At 72.2% G+C, this 13,832-nt stretch carries 11 protein-coding genes and 1 tRNA gene; 5 read left to right on the top strand and 7 right to left on the bottom strand.

Annotated elements, in window-relative coordinates; genetic code table 11:
* Window positions 1-17 precede the first annotated feature (17 nt).
* The gene (locus tag ACFYYF_RS04285) at window positions 18-1,835 is read left to right on the top strand and encodes an ABC transporter ATP-binding protein (protein WP_388771244.1); all 1,818 of its coding nucleotides are present in this window, start codon (window positions 18-20) and stop codon (window positions 1,833-1,835) included.
* A 26-nt stretch (window positions 1,836-1,861) separates the two neighbouring features.
* On the opposite strand, the gene ACFYYF_RS04280 is transcribed toward ACFYYF_RS04285, so the two are convergent.
* The 3 genes from ACFYYF_RS04280 to ACFYYF_RS04270 all read right to left on the bottom strand — a co-directional run bounded on the left by ACFYYF_RS04280 (window position 1,862) and on the right by ACFYYF_RS04270 (window position 5,649).
* A complete protein-coding gene (locus ACFYYF_RS04280) occupies window positions 1,862-3,601 on the bottom strand; it encodes a GAF domain-containing protein (protein WP_388771242.1) in 1,740 nt (579 codons plus the stop codon).
* A 336-nt stretch (window positions 3,602-3,937) separates the two neighbouring features.
* A complete protein-coding gene (locus tag ACFYYF_RS04275; RefSeq protein ID WP_388771239.1) occupies window positions 3,938-4,672 on the bottom strand; it encodes a CBS domain-containing protein in 735 nt (244 codons plus the stop codon).
* A 164-nt stretch (window positions 4,673-4,836) separates the two neighbouring features.
* Window positions 4,837-5,649, bottom strand: coding sequence for an SAM-dependent methyltransferase (locus ACFYYF_RS04270; protein WP_388771237.1), 813 nt, complete (start codon window positions 5,647-5,649; stop codon window positions 4,837-4,839).
* A gap of 409 nt (window positions 5,650-6,058) precedes the next feature.
* On the opposite strand from ACFYYF_RS04270, the gene ACFYYF_RS04265 reads away from it, so the two are divergent.
* Both ACFYYF_RS04265 and ACFYYF_RS04260 read left to right on the top strand, forming a co-directional pair.
* Window positions 6,059-7,246 carry a thiolase family protein gene (locus ACFYYF_RS04265; RefSeq protein WP_388771234.1) on the top strand — a complete coding sequence of 396 codons (1,188 nt, stop codon included), beginning with the start codon at window positions 6,059-6,061 and terminating at the stop codon, window positions 7,244-7,246.
* Between the two features lie 470 nt (window positions 7,247-7,716).
* The gene (locus ACFYYF_RS04260) at window positions 7,717-8,490 is read left to right on the top strand and encodes a sulfite exporter TauE/SafE family protein (RefSeq protein ID WP_388771232.1); all 774 of its coding nucleotides are present in this window, start codon (window positions 7,717-7,719) and stop codon (window positions 8,488-8,490) included.
* A 10-nt stretch (window positions 8,491-8,500) separates the two neighbouring features.
* Here ACFYYF_RS04260 and ACFYYF_RS04255 read toward each other — a convergent pair whose 3' ends face one another.
* From ACFYYF_RS04255 to ACFYYF_RS04245, 3 genes are all read right to left on the bottom strand, one after another.
* A complete protein-coding gene (locus tag ACFYYF_RS04255; protein ID WP_388771230.1) occupies window positions 8,501-10,621 on the bottom strand; it encodes an MDR family MFS transporter in 2,121 nt (706 codons plus the stop codon).
* Between the two features lie 41 nt (window positions 10,622-10,662).
* Window positions 10,663-11,433 carry a precorrin-6A synthase (deacetylating) gene (gene cobF / locus ACFYYF_RS04250; RefSeq protein ID WP_365492236.1) on the bottom strand — a complete coding sequence of 257 codons (771 nt, stop codon included), beginning with the start codon at window positions 11,431-11,433 and terminating at the stop codon, window positions 10,663-10,665.
* Between the two features lie 161 nt (window positions 11,434-11,594).
* A complete protein-coding gene (locus ACFYYF_RS04245) occupies window positions 11,595-12,119 on the bottom strand; it encodes a DUF309 domain-containing protein (protein ID WP_388771228.1) in 525 nt (174 codons plus the stop codon).
* 99 nt (window positions 12,120-12,218) lie between these two features.
* Here ACFYYF_RS04245 and ACFYYF_RS04240 point away from each other — a divergent pair.
* Both ACFYYF_RS04240 and ACFYYF_RS04235 read left to right on the top strand, forming a co-directional pair.
* Window positions 12,219-12,292 (top strand) — tRNA-Pro (locus ACFYYF_RS04240).
* A gap of 144 nt (window positions 12,293-12,436) precedes the next feature.
* A complete protein-coding gene (locus ACFYYF_RS04235) occupies window positions 12,437-13,165 on the top strand; it encodes a 2-phosphosulfolactate phosphatase (RefSeq protein ID WP_388771225.1) in 729 nt (242 codons plus the stop codon).
* Here the strand turns inward: ACFYYF_RS04235 and ACFYYF_RS04230 are convergent.
* Window positions 13,144-13,680, bottom strand: coding sequence for an NUDIX hydrolase family protein (locus ACFYYF_RS04230; RefSeq protein ID WP_361675907.1), 537 nt, complete (start codon window positions 13,678-13,680; stop codon window positions 13,144-13,146). The genes ACFYYF_RS04235 and ACFYYF_RS04230 overlap by 22 nt on opposite strands.
* Between the last annotated feature and the right edge of the window lie 152 nt (window positions 13,681-13,832).

The raw sequence follows: 13,832 nt of genomic DNA, 5'->3' as shown, positions 1-13,832 counted from the left end.
GACGACACAGGGTTGTGATGGCATCTCCTGAATCGCGCAAGGCCTTACCGGGCAAGGGCCCGGTCCTCCTCGCACTTCGCTACTACGGAAGGGAGCTGCGCAGGCTCCGCCGGCTGACCGTGCCGGGCATGCTGCTGCCCGCGCTGGGCAACATCGGCATCAGCTACGTCGCACCGCTCGTCGTCGCCAAGCTCGTCGGCCGTATCGCGGCCGACGGCAGCGGCGTCTCCGCCGGTGAGGCCCTGCCGTACGTCCTCGCCTTCGGCGGTGTCCTGCTCCTCGCGGAGGCGTTCTGGCGCCTCGGCCTGCACTGCCTGAACCGTCTGGACGCCCTCGGCATCGAGCGGCTGTACGTGATCGGCATGGACGAGCTGTTCGCCAAGGACGCCTCGTTCTTCCACGACAACTTCGCCGGATCGCTGACCAAGCGGGTGCTGAGCTTCGCCTCCCGCTACGAGGAATTCGTCGACACCATGACGTTCCAGGTCGTGGGCAGCCTCGTACCGCTGATCTTCGGGTCGGTGGTGCTGTGGCGCTACGAACCGCTGCTCGTCGTCGGGCTCCTGGTGATGATCGCCGTGACCGCGGTGTGCGTGGTGCCGCTCATCCGCCGCCGTCAGGCACTGGTCGACGAGCGCGAGGAGGCGATCGCCCGGGTCTCGGGCCATGTCGCCGACAGCCTGATGAACATGGACACCGTGCGGGCCTTCGCCGCCGAGGACCGCGAGGCGGCCGAGCACCGCTCGCGGGTCGCGGTGTCACGCCGGCTCACCCTCCAGTCCTGGGACTACGGCAACCTGCGCATCGACACCTTCGTCGCGCCGATGTCCGTCCTGACCAACGCGCTCGGCCTGCTGCTCGCGATCACGCTCGGCGGCGGCGAGCACGGCGTGGAGGCGGTGGTGGTCGCCTTCACGTACTACGCCAACGCGACCCGGATCATGTTCGAGTTCAACCAGATCTACCGGCGTCTGGAGAGCTCGCTGACGGAGGCCGCCCAGTTCACCGAGCTGTTGATGGCACCGCCGACCGTGCTCGACCCGGCCGCTCCCGAGCCGCTGCGGGCCGGTGGCGCCGACGTCCGCTTCGAGCAGGTGACCTTCACCCACGGCGGGGCCGAGCCGCTCTTCACCGGACTCGAACTGGCCGTGCCGAGCGGATCGAAGGTCGGTCTGGTCGGCCGGTCGGGCGGCGGCAAGACCACCCTCACCCGGCTGCTGCTGCGGATGACCGACATCGAGGGCGGCCGCATCCTGATCGGCGGCCAGGACATCAGCAAGATGCGTCAGGCCGACCTGCGCAGCCTCATCGCGTACGTTCCGCAGGACCCGGCGATGTTCCACCGCTCGCTGCGGGACAACATCGCCTTCGCCCGTCCGGACGCGACCGAGGAGGAGATCCGCCGCGCGGCCGAGGCGGCCCACGTCACCGAGTTCGCCGACGCGCTGCCGGACGGTTTCGCGACCATGGTCGGAGAGCGCGGCATCAAGCTGTCCGGAGGCCAGCGCCAGCGGGTCGCCCTCGCCCGCGCGATCCTGCGCGACGCGCCGATCCTGCTGCTCGACGAGGCGACCAGCGCCCTGGACTCCGAGAGCGAGATCCTCGTCCAGTCCGCGCTGTGGCGGCTCATGGAGAGGCGCACGGCGCTCGTGGTGGCGCACCGGCTGAGCACGGTCGCCACCATGGACCGGCTCGTGGTCCTCGACCACGGAAAGATCGTCGAGCAGGGCACGCACCAGGAACTGCTCGCCTCGGACGGCGCCTACGCGAAGCTGTGGCACCACCAGTCCGGCGGCTTCATCGACGACAGCCCCGCCCCGGCCGACCGGCGCTGAACACGGGCGGCCCGGGACGACGGGGGTCAGGCGGGTTCGTCGTCCCGGTGCAGCGGCACCGTCCACTCCAGGACGGTGCCGCTCGGCTCGTTGGCCGTCAGCGTGAAGGTGCCGCCGAGGTGTTCGGCGCGGGTGCCGATGTTGCCGAGACCGCTGCGCCGCGTCACGTCGGGGCCGATGCCGCGGCCGTTGTCCGCCACCCGCAGCCGCAGCGCGGTGGCGGTGGCCTCCGCGGTCACCTCCACGGCGGTGGCCCCGGCGTGCCGGGCCGCGTTGGACAGTGCCTCACGCAGCACCGCGAGCACGTGTTCCCGCTGCTCGTCGGGCACGTCGGTGTCCAGCAGGCCGCTCATGCGAAGGGAGGGGGCGAAGCCGAGCGTCTCGACCGCGCGGCCGACCTCGGTGACGAGCCGGGTCCGCAGACCGGCGGTGGCGTCGGACCGGTCGCTCTCCCGCAGGGCGTAGATCGTGGAGCGTACGACCTTGATCGTGTCGTCGAGGTCGTCCACCACCCGCTGGACGCGTTCGGCGACGTCGGGCCGGTCGGCCAGCCGGTTGAGCACCGACTGCAGGCTGAGCCCGCCGGCGAAGAGCCGCTGGATGGCCAGGTCGTGCAGGTCGCGCGCGATGCGGTCGCGGTCGTTGAGGACGAGGAGCTGTTCCGCGTCGCGGCGGTGCTCGGCGATCTCCAGGGCCAGCGCGGCGTGGCCGGCGAACCCCTCGATCATGTCGATCGTGGCGTCGGGGAACACGGTGCCGCCCTGCCGGTTCGCGACCTGGAGGACACCCCGCACCCGCTCCTGGGTGCCGAGCGGGATCACGAACGCCGGGCCGAGGTCGAGGACGGACGCGCTGCCCGTCCCGGTGCGCGGGTCCTGGCTGAGCGAGGTGCTGACGATGCGCTCGCCCGAGGCGTACACCTTGGCCGCGAGGCTCGTCCCGTCGGGCAGGGTCAGCCCCCGTACCTGGTCGGCGTCGGGCCCCTCGGCGGACTCGATGACGAGGTCCGTGGTCCCGGTCAGCGGCAGCGCCAGCGTGACCAGGTCCGCGTCGGACAGCTCCCGGACGGTCGCCGTGAACGCGTGCAGCACGTCGACCGGGTCGGCTCCGGACAGCAGGGTGCGGGTCAGCTCGCTGCTCGCGGCCAGCCAGCGCTCGCGGCGCCGTGCGTCGTCGTAGAGCCTCGCGTTGTCGATGGCGACGCCGGCCGCCGCGCCGAGCGTGCGCAGTACCGCCTCGTCCTCGGCGTCGAACTCGGATCCGCCGTGCTTCTCCGTGAGGTACAGGTTGCCGAAGATCTTGTCGCGGACCTGCACGGGAGTGCCGAGGAACGTGGTCATCGGAGGGTGACCGGGCGGGAAGCCCACGGAGTCCGGGTGGTCGCTCAGCACGGGCAGCCGCAGTGCGTGCGGCTCGCGGATGAGCAGGCCGAGGATGCCCTCCCCGCGGGGGTAGTGGCCGATCCGGGCGATGGTCTCGTCGTCGATGCCCACGGTGATGAACTGCTTGATGCCGCCCTCGTCGCCGAGGACGCCGAGCGCGCCGTAGCGGCAGTCGACGAGCTGCACCGCGGATTCCACGATCTGCCGCAGGACCACGTCGAGGTCCAGGTCGCTGCCGATCGCGAGGACCGCTTCGAGGAGGGTGTGCACCCGGTTCTGGGTGCCGCGCACACGCTGTACCTGCTCCTGGAGGTCGTCCAGCAGGGCGTCCAGCCGGAACTGCGGGGCCGAAGGCTCCTCCGGAAGGTGTGCGCTCTGGTCCATTCGAGATCCCCTCACTCCCCGCCCGTCGAAGCCATGATGCCCGACCGCCCGCGCCCGTGTTCGGGCACCTGTGCGGATCGCGGCGACGGCTTCCGGAGCGGAAGGGGGCAACACGCGCGAATGGTTCAGGAGGCGGCGCGGAGGGCCCGCCGCGGCCGGGGGACGGCCGGATCACCCTTGATCCGGACCCTTGATCCGGCCTGATCCGACTCGATCCGGACGGACAGGGACCGACACGCACGGACAGCGGAGGGAGAGGGGGAGCGGAGGGGAAGTGGAGGGAGAGAGGCGGGGCAGGGGGCCGGACGGGGGGCGCGGACCTCGCAGTGCCCGTTGTCAGAGCGCCGACGCCGGCTCGGCGGGGCGGGTGTCGTCGACGCGGAAGCTCAGGCTGTTCATGACACCGACGACACCGTCGACCCGCCACGTCAGCCGGATGGCCTCCGGGATGTCGCCGCGCCGCTCCAGCCGTCCTTCGAGCGTCACCACTCCGTCGCCGACCGAGACGGTCACGGCCTGCGGGGGCAGTGACAGCGCGCGCCCGAACACGTCGTCGGCGACCTCCCGGCGGATCTCCTCGTCCGCCCGCAGGAAGACCCGTAGCAGGTCACGGCGGGTGGCGATCCCGATCAGCCGGTCCTCCTCGTCCACCACCGGAAGCCGTTCGACGCGATGGCGCTCCATGACCCGGGCGGCATCCGCCACACGCTGCTCCGGATGCACGGTGATCGCGGGCGTCGACATCAGCTGTTCCACGGTGGTGGCCCGGACACCCCCGGCCGCGGCGGTCGTCACGCCGCCCGCCGTCCGCTCCGGCCGGCGCGGCCACGGCAGCGCGCGGCGCAGCGACGGCAGCAGCCGGTGCCGGAGGCGTCCGCCACGGGACCGGTTCGCCTGCAGGCGCAGCAGATCGGTCTCCGAGATCACGCCCACGACCTTGTCGTCGTCGTCCACGACGGGCAGCCCGCTGATCCGGTAGCGGTCCAGCAGTCGGGCCACGTCCTTGAAGGACATCTCCCGGTGCGCCTCGACGACCTCGCTGGTCATCACCTGTCCGACGATGAGGGTCATCTCGCCATCTCGCTTCCTGCTCGGACGGCTTTCCAGCGTGCCGCCCGGGCGCCCGCGGGAGCAGGGGCCGACGGTCCTCGGCCGGGGGCCGGACCGCCCCGGCCGGCAGGTCCAAGGACCCGGGCCGCCCGCTCCGGGCCCGGAACCGCCCGGCGCGACAGGCCCTACCGCTTCAGGCCGACCCCGCAGTACAGGGACACCGGCTCGTCGCCGATCGGGGTCTCGCCCTCGGCGAGTCCGGGACGCCAGTCCTTCACCGAGACGACACCGGGCTCGATCAGGTCCAGCCCCTCGAAGAAGCGGCCGACCTCGGCGTGCGAGCGGCCCACCAGGGTGACTCCGCCGCGCGCGTACGCCTCGATGCCCCTGCGGACCTCCTCGGGCTCGAAGTCGGCGGTCATCGCGGACAGCGACAGGAAGCTGCCCGGCGCCAGCGCGTCGACCAGGGTGGCGACCAGTTCGTACGCGCCGCTGTCGTCGGCGACGAAATGCATCAGCGCGATCAGCGACAAGGCGACGGGCCGGTCGAGGTCGAGCACGCGCGCGGCCTCGTCGAGGATCTTCCGGGGCTCGCGCACGTCCGCGTGGATGTACTCCGTGACGCCCTCGTCGGTGCCGCGCAGCAGCGCCTCGGCGTGGGCGAGGACGATCGGGTCGTTGTCGACGTAGACCACCCGCGCGTCCGGAGCGGTGCTCTGCGCGATCTGGTGGAGGTTGGGCTCGGTGGGGATGCCGGTGCCGATGTCCAGGAACTGGCGGATTCCCGCCGTACGGACGAGGTGCCGGGTGGCCCGCTGCATGAACCAGCGGTTGCTGCGCGCGGCCCGTTTGGCCCCGGGATCACGGGCCGTGATCTGCTGTCCGAGCCGTTCGTCGACCGGGTAGTTGTCCTTGCCGCCCAGATACCAGTCGTACACCCGTGCAGGGTGCGGCCTGGTGGTGTCGATCCCGTCCGCGGCGGACTCCGTCCCCGTCATACGACAACTCCCCGTTCCGTCGGCCCTGTTGCCCCGACGGCCTGGGTTCGGCGGGGGCGCGCTAGCAGTCTGCCATCCGGGCCGGGGCCGCAACGGGCGGCCGTCGATCCTCGGCCACCGCCCGGTCGTCACGTCCACGGGACGATCCCGTACGGGGCGGGTTTTCGGGGCGGAGAGGCGTATACCGGCGGTAGGGGGTCATCCCGGCGGCAGGAGGTCATCCCGGTGGCGGGGGCATCCGTCCGACGGCGGGACATCCGCCTCGGCGGCGGGGGCGTCCAGCCCGGCGGCAGGGGGATCTTCCCAAGGGTCCGATGCGGGGCTATAGTCCAAAACTAGCAGTGCTAATTAAGGTATGTGTCCATCAATGTCCGGTGTCCCCTCGCCGGCGTCCCCCAGGAGTCCTGTCGTGCGTCCCGTCCACTTCGCGGCCGCCCGCCGCACGCCCATCGGCAAGCTGCGCGGTGCCCTGTCCTCCGTGCGGCCCGACGACCTCGCCGCGGGCGTCGTCCGCGCCCTGGTCGCCGAGGTGCCCACCCTGGATCCGGCCCGTGTCGACGACGTCTACTGGGGCGCCGCCAACCAGGCCGGCGAGGACAACCGCAATGTCGCCCGCATGGCCGCACTGCTCGCCGGACTGCCCGACAGCGTGCCCGGCGCCACCGTCAACCGGCTCTGCGCCTCCGGCCTCGAAGCCATCACGACGGCCGCCCGTGCCATCGCCTCGGGTGAGGCCGAGATCGTCCTCGCCGGAGGATCCGAGTCGATGAGCCGGGCCCCCTTCGTGCTGCCCCGCCCGGACGAGGCGCTGCCGCACCGCATCGAGACCGTCGACACCCGGCTCGGCTGGCGGCTGGTCAACCCGGCGATGAAGGACCTGCACGGCGTCCTGTCGATGGGGGAGACCGCGGAGGAGGTCGCCGGGCGGTACGGCGTCTCGCGCGAGCGGCAGGACGCGTTCGCCCTCCGCAGTCACCAGCGTGCGGCGGACGCCCGCAAGAACGGGTACTTCGACGCCGAACTGCTGCCCGTCGAGCGCCCCGACGGTGTCGTCGTCGACAGCGACGAGTGCGTGCGCGAGGACACCTCGCTCGACAAGCTGGCCCGCCTCAGGCCGGTGTTCCGCGCCGACGGCACGGTCACCGCGGGCAACGCCTCGCCGATGAACGACGGTGCCGCCGGGGTGCTGCTCGTCAGCGAGGAGGCCCTGAACGATCTGGGGCTGGAATCGCTGGGACGCTACGTCGCCGGGGCCTCGGCCGGCGTCGATCCCGATGTCATGGGCATCGGCCCGGTGCCCGCGACCCGGAAGGCGCTCGCCCGCGTCGGCTGGACCGTCGCCGACGTCCAGGAGGCCGAGTTCAACGAGGCGTTCGCCGCCCAGGCCCTCGCCTGCGTGGACCAGCTCGGCATCGACCCCGACCTCGTCAACCCGACCGGCGGCGCCATCGCGCTCGGTCACCCGCTCGGCGCCTCGGGGGCCCGCATCCTCACCACCCTGCTGCACCGCATGCGCCGCACCGGCGCCGAGCGCGGCCTGGCCACGATGTGCGTCGGCGTGGGCCAGGGCAGCGCGGTCCTGGTGGAGCGCCACTGACACCGAGCCGACCCGAACACCCCCTCCGGCACAGGAGGAGCCCCCCGGCGCACCGGGAACCCCCGCTGAACCGGGGGTTCCCGGCCTGCTGACCACCCCTGGCGCACCGGGGGTTCCCGGCGTACCGGCCGCCCCTGGCGCACCGGATGCTCCCGGCGTCCTGACCGACCCCGGTGCACCGCCCCGCCCCGGCATGCCGGCCGACCCCGGAGCACCGACTGCCCTCGGTGTGCTGGCCGCTCCTGGTGTACTCGTTGCCCCTGTCGTGCCGTCCGACCCCGGTGCACCGAGTGCCTGCCCTCGGTGTACTCGCCCCCCCTGGCGCACCCCTGCCCCTGCCGCACGGCTGCTCTCGGGGTACCGGACGCTCTGGGCGTACTGGCCGCCTCCGGCGCGGCGTTGACCTGGGAAACCCCCGGCGGGACCCTCGTCGCCCGGCCGGGAAGCGTGGGCATAGCATCGACCTCCGCATGAACATGATGACGCTCTGGCACATATCCCCGGGGGAGTTCGCCGCTCTCGCCGCCGCGGCTCTGCTCGTCGGCTTCTCCAAGACCGCCGTCAGCGGCGCCAACACGGTCAGTCTCGCGGTCTTCGCCGCCGTACTGCCCGCCCGCGCCTCGACCGGCGTCCTGCTGCCCCTCCTGATCGTCGGCGACGTACTCGCCGTCGCCACCTACCGGCGGCACGCCCACTGGCCCACGCTGTGGCGGCTGTTCCCGGCGGTCGCCGCCGGCGTCGTCCTCGGCACGCTGTTCCTGGTGTGGGCCGACGACGGAGTCGTACGGGCCTCGATCGGCGCGACCCTGCTGATGATGACCGGCATCACGCTGTGGCGCCGCCGGGCCGCCGCCCGGGACGAGGAACCCGACGCGGTGGTGACCCGCGCGGGCCGGGCCAAGGCACGGTCCTACGGTGTCCTCGGCGGCTTCACCACCATGGTCGCGAACGCGGGCGGCCCGGTCATGTCGATGTATCTCCTCTCGGCGGGCTTCCGCAAGCTCGGCTTCCTCGGCACCTCCGCCTTCTTCTTCCTGATCGTCAACGTCTCCAAGCTGCCGTTCAGCGCGGGCCTCGGCCTGATCGACGGCCGTTCGCTGCTGCTGGACGCGGCCCTGGCCCTGTTCGTCGTGCCGGGCGCGTTCATCGGGAAGTGGGCCGTGAAGCGCATCAACCAGCTTCTCTTCGAACGCCTCGTGATCGTGGCGACGGTGGTGGGCGGCGTACAGCTCCTGCTCCACTGAGCCGGCGCGGTCAGCCCGACGCGGCCGCGGACAGCTCGGGCGGCCGGCCCGGCAGCCCCTCCGTCAGGTCCTCGACCAGCAGACGCTTGGCGATGGTGTCGACGGCGGCACGCAGCTCCGCACCGGACGGACGGCCGATGTCCTGCTCCACACGCCCGGCGAGCCAACGGCCCCAGGCCTCGCTGATCACCCGGGCCTCGCGCTCGCCCGCCGGGGTGTGCGAGAACAGCAGGCCGTGCCGCGTCAGATAGCCCTCCTCGATCATGCGGTCGAAGACCGGGACGAGCACCTCGGGAGGCAGACGGCGCCGGGCCGCGATCAGCGAGAGGTTGGCGTGCCCGACCATGCGGGTGAACAGCTCCACCTGCATGACGGCCCAGGCGCCCGCCACGTCCAGCCGGGTGTCGGACTCGGCGACGATCCGGCGCGCGGTGTCCATCTCCGTGGTGCCGAGGATCTTCGCGACGGAGAACTCCAGCAGCCGCTGCGAGTCCGCGGTGGACGGGGACGCGAATCCCTCGCCCATGTCCGTCGAGCCCAGGCGCGCGCTGTCGCGCAGCTCCACCTGCTTGAGGAAGAGCGCCACGACGAAACCGAGGAGCGCGACCGGGACCGTCCACAGGAACACCGTGTGGATGGTGTCGGCGTAGGCGTCGATGATGGGCGCGGCCGCCCGCGGCGGCAGATCGTGGAGCCCCTCCGGACTCTGCGCGGCCCTGGCGATGACGGCCGGCGGGGCGGCGCCCGTCTCGGCGGCCGCCCTGACCCCGTCGGCCAGGTTGGGCTTGAGCGCGTTGGTGTAGATCGTGCCGAAGACGGCCGTGCCGAACGAACTGCCCAGCGTACGGAAGAAGGTGACCCCGGACGTCGCGGTGCCCAGGTCGGTGTACTCGACGGTGTTCTGCACGGCGATCGTCAGCACCTGCATGCACAGCCCGATCCCGGTGCCGAGCACGAACATGTACAGGGACTCCAGCCAGGCCCCGGTGCCGGGTCCCGCGCGTGACATCAGGTACAGCCCGAGCGCCATCACCAGGGAGCCGACGATGGGGAAGAGGCGGTACTGGCCGGTCTTGCTCACCACGTTGCCGCTGAAGACGGACGCGATGAGCAGCCCGAGGACCAGGGGCAGCGTGCGCACACCCGAGATCGTGGCCGAGTCCCCGTCGACGTACTGCAGATACGTCGGGAGGTAGGTCATCGCCCCGAGCATCGCGAAGCCCACGATGAAGCTCAGGATCGAGCACACGGTGAAGACCGGGTTGCCGAACAGCCGCATCGGCAGCATCGGTTCGGCCGCCCGGGTCTCCACCCAGCAGAACAGCGCGAGCGCGATCAGACCGCCGGCGAACAGGCCGATGATGGTCGCCGAGCCCCAGGCGTACTCGTTGCCGCCCCAACTCGTCGCCAGGATCAGCGCGCTGGCCCCGACCGCGACCAGCGCGATGCCCAGGTAGTCGATGACCGGCCGGGTCGCCGACTTCACCACGGGGATGGTGCGGGCCGCCGCGATCACGACGACGATCGCGAGCGGCACGTTGATGTAGAACGCCCACCGCCACGACAGATGGTCCGTGAACAGGCCGCCGAGCAGCGGCCCGATGACCGTGGCCACACCGAAGACGGCCCCGATCGCGCCCTGGTACTTGCCCCGTTCGCGCAGCGGGATGACGTCCGCGATCAGCGCCATGGAGGTCACCATCAGACCGCCCGCTCCGACGCCCTGCACCGCGCGCCAGGAGATCAGCAGCGTCATGTTGGTGGCGAGCCCGCACAGGAAGGAACCCGTGATGAAGATGACCGCCGACGCCTGGAAGACCAGCTTGCGGCCGAACAGGTCGCCGAACTTGCCGACGAGCACGGTCGCCACGGTCTCCGCCAGCAGATAGGCGGTCACCACCCACGACATGTGCGCCGCGCCGCCGAGGTCCGACACGATCGTCGGCAGCGCGGTGCCCACGATCGTCTGGTCGAGTGCGGCGAGCAGCATGCCCAGCACGATCGTCGCGAAGACGATGTTGCGGCGGCGGTTGTCCAGCACCGGTGGTCCGGGCGCCCCCGCCGGGGCCGGCGCGGTGTCCTCGGCGATCGTCACAATCGCCACCCTCACACCGGTGGGCTCCCCGTGCATGCGGGGCGACCCGCCCGGCGTACGGGCCCGGCCGAACCCTTTTACTCTCCGGGATTCCTGCGCAGCAGATAGGTGTCCATGATCCATCCCTTGCGCTCCCGGGCCTCGGCGCGCAACCGTTCGATGCGGGGGGCCGCCTCGGCGATCGGACCGGAGGCGAGGATCTCGTCGGGCGTGCCGATGTAGGCGCCCCAGTAGATCTCGATGTCCTCGTCCGCGTACCGCCGGAACGTCTGATGGGCGTCGAGCATCACGACCACGTCGTCCACCCCCTCGGGGAAGCCCTCGGCGAGGCGCCGCCCGGTGGTGATCTGCACGGGCCGGGCCACCCGGTTCAGCCCCGTGCGGTGCCGGGCGACGAGCGCCGAGACGCTGCTGATCCCGGGCACCACGTCGTACGAGAACGCCACCGCGCCCCGGTCCAGGATCTCCTCGAGGATGCCGAGCGTGCTGTCGTACAGGGCGGGGTCGCCCCACACCAGGAACGCGCCGCTCTCGTCCTCGCCCAGTTCCTCGGCGATCAGCCGTTCGTAGATGGCCGCGCGGGCGCTGCGCCAGTCCCCGACGGCCGGTGAGTACGCCGAGCCGCCCGCGGTCCGGTCCCGGTCGGGGTCGCGGGCCTCGACCAGGCGGTACGTCCCCTCGGGTATGTGCGCGTCCAGGATGTCGCGGCGCAGTTGGACGAGGTCCGACTTCACCTCGCCCTTGTCCAGGATGAAGAACACGTCGGTGCTCCTCAACGCCTTGACCGCCTGCAGCGTGAGCTGATCGGGGTCGCCCGCTCCGATGCCGATGACATGAATCTTTCGCACACCGAGAGTCTGCCGCACGCCACTGACGGTGGACGCACCGGACTGACGGCGGACGCACCGGCCGGCCCCCGGACCCGCGTGACGCACGCCGCCCGGCCTCCCGGTCCGCGCAGGGAGCGCGCGCCCGCGTCCGCCGCGGCCCGCGCGGGAGGGCGCTCGGGTCAGCCGGCCCGGCCGTGCAGCCGCGGCGATTCCCTCGCCGCGTCCGCCGGTCCGCCGTCACGTTCGACGACGTCCGCCAACTCCCGCGCCCAGCCGGTGATCCCCGCGAGGTCCAGGTCGTAGGGCCGTGGCCGTCCGGTCGCCGCCGTCCACTCCTCGACGGCCCCGGCCCCGCGCCGCAGCAGCCGCGCACCGCCCGTCACGTTCCCCCGGGCCGCGTGGGTGAGCCCCACGGCGAGCTGGGCCAGCCCCCGCCAGAGACCGCGCTCGTCGCCGGGGCCCGACTTCCAGGCGTCCTCGAAGACCTCGTGCGCGTGGAACGGCCGGCCCGCGTCCAGCAGCGCCTGCGCCTCGGCGACCGTCTCCTCGGGACGGCGTACGACGCCCTCCGGCGCCCGCTCCACCCCGGCCGTGCCGTAGGGCAGGGGGCGCCCCAGTCCGTCGCGGGGCCGGGCGTTGCGGGCCCGTCCCTCGGCGTCCCGGTCGCGTCCCGCGGACCGCCGCGTCTCAGATGTCCCGGTCATACGCCGATTGTCGCGCGCCCCGTCCCCCTGCGGAGCAGCCCCCGGCGTGGGGTAAAGTTCTGTTCGCACGATCACGCGGGTCACCGCGGGTGAAGGCACCGGGACGTGGCGCAGCTTGGTAGCGCACTTGACTGGGGGTCAAGGGGTCGCAGGTTCAAATCCTGTCGTCCCGACTTGCTGCAACGCAGGTCGCAGGCCGTTTCCGCCGACGCGGGAGCGGCCTTTTCCGTTGTCCGGATGGTTTCACCGCCGCCGCGGCGATGTGACGCGGGTCACTCTCCCGGCGCTTCGGATCGGGTGTGCGCGATCATGACGCGATGGACGCTCGTTTCCTCGGCATCGCCGAGCTGACCGGAACCCCCTCCGTGGCGGTCGTGGTCGACGTCATGCGGGCCTTCACGGTGGCCGCCTGGGCCTTCGGCCGGGGAGCGGAGAAGATCGTTCTCGCGGAGTCGCTGGACGGGGCCCTGGCGCTCAAGGCCCGTCACCCGGACTGGGTGGCACTCAAGGACGGTCCGCCCGCCCCCGGATTCGACCTCGTCAACTCGCCGGGCCTGATGAGGTCCGCCGACCTCGGCGGACGGACCGTCGTGCAGAAGACCACGGCGGGGACGGTCGGAGCCCTGGCGGTCAGGGACGCGTCGCTCGTGCTGTGCGCCGGCTTCGTGGTCGCGGAGGCGACGGCCCGGCTCCTGCGGTCCCGCCGGTGCGCCGACGTCACGTTCGTGGTCACCGGCGAGGACGGCCGCGCCGAGGAAGACCTGGCGTGCGCCCAGTACATGGCGGGGCGGGCCACCGGGGCTCAGACGGACGCGGCCGGATACCTCCGCCGGGCCGGAGCGTCCCGTGCCGCCACCGAACTGGCGACCGGGGTGCGGCAGGGAGTCCATCCCGATGACGTGGCACTCTGCCTCGAACTCGACCGCTTCCCCTTCGCCATGGTGGCGACCCCTGAGGACGCGCTCATGGTCCTGCGCCCGCACGCCGTCGACGCCGGCCGCGTCGGGACCGCCGGCCCCCCGGATCAGGCGATACGTCCGACGTAGGCCAGCGCCTGGCGCAGCAGAACGCCGTGGCCGCCCGGCATGTCGTCCGTGACCACGGGTGACGCGGCCTCCTCCGGGCTGAACCAGACCAGGTCCAGGGCGTCCTGCCGGGGGCGGCAGTCGCCGGTGACCGGCACGATGTACGCCAGGGAGACGGCGTGCTGGCGCGGGTCGTGGAACGGCGTGACCCCCAGCGTCGGGAAGTACTCCGCGACGGTGAAGGGCTGCAGGGAGGCCGGGATGCGGGGGAGGGCCACCGGGCCGAGGTCCTTCTCCAGGTGGCGCAGCAGGGCGTCCCGGACCCGCTCGTGGTGCAGCACCCGGCCGGAGACGAGGGAGCGGGTGACCGTCCCGTCCGGACCGATGCCGAGCAGGAGCCCGATGTGGGTGACTTCGCCGTTGTCGTCGACGCGCACGGGTACGGCCTCGACGTACAGGATCGGCATGCGGGCGCGGGCCGATTCCAGGTCGTCGCGGGACAGCCAGCCGGGCGTGGTTTCGGTCAAGTCAGACATTGCTTGATCATACTTTCCGTGCGTCCGGTGCGGGCGTGATGTTCCAGGTCAACGATGCCTCACGGAAAGGGTCATTGTGTGTCCTTCGGCGTCGGTGACACTGTTTCGGGCCGGTCGACCGGGCGCGGCGCACGGGTACCCCGGTCCGTGCG

Source organism: Streptomyces sp. NPDC001914, from assembly GCF_042891215.1.
Classification (GTDB): domain Bacteria; phylum Actinomycetota; class Actinomycetes; order Streptomycetales; family Streptomycetaceae; genus Streptomyces.
Note: the sequence above shows the minus strand (reverse complement) of the source record. Positions and strands in the feature narration are given on the sequence as shown.

Coding starts and splice junctions, on each gene's coding strand:
- ACFYYF_RS04285 (WP_388771244.1), top strand. CDS start 18: ATGGCATCTCCTGAATCGCGCAAGGCCTTACCGGGCAAGGGCCCGGTC.
- ACFYYF_RS04280 (WP_388771242.1), bottom strand. CDS start 3,601: ATGGACCAGAGCGCACACCTTCCGGAGGAGCCTTCGGCCCCGCAGTTC.
- ACFYYF_RS04275 (WP_388771239.1), bottom strand. CDS start 4,672: ATGACCCTCATCGTCGGACAGGTGATGACCAGCGAGGTCGTCGAGGCG.
- ACFYYF_RS04270 (WP_388771237.1), bottom strand. CDS start 5,649: ATGACGGGGACGGAGTCCGCCGCGGACGGGATCGACACCACCAGGCCG.
- ACFYYF_RS04260 (WP_388771232.1), top strand. CDS start 7,717: ATGAACATGATGACGCTCTGGCACATATCCCCGGGGGAGTTCGCCGCT.
- ACFYYF_RS04255 (WP_388771230.1), bottom strand. CDS start 10,621: ATGCACGGGGAGCCCACCGGTGTGAGGGTGGCGATTGTGACGATCGCC.
- ACFYYF_RS04245 (WP_388771228.1), bottom strand. CDS start 12,119: ATGACCGGGACATCTGAGACGCGGCGGTCCGCGGGACGCGACCGGGAC.
- ACFYYF_RS04235 (WP_388771225.1), top strand. CDS start 12,437: ATGGACGCTCGTTTCCTCGGCATCGCCGAGCTGACCGGAACCCCCTCC.
- ACFYYF_RS04230 (WP_361675907.1), bottom strand. CDS start 13,680: ATGTCTGACTTGACCGAAACCACGCCCGGCTGGCTGTCCCGCGACGAC.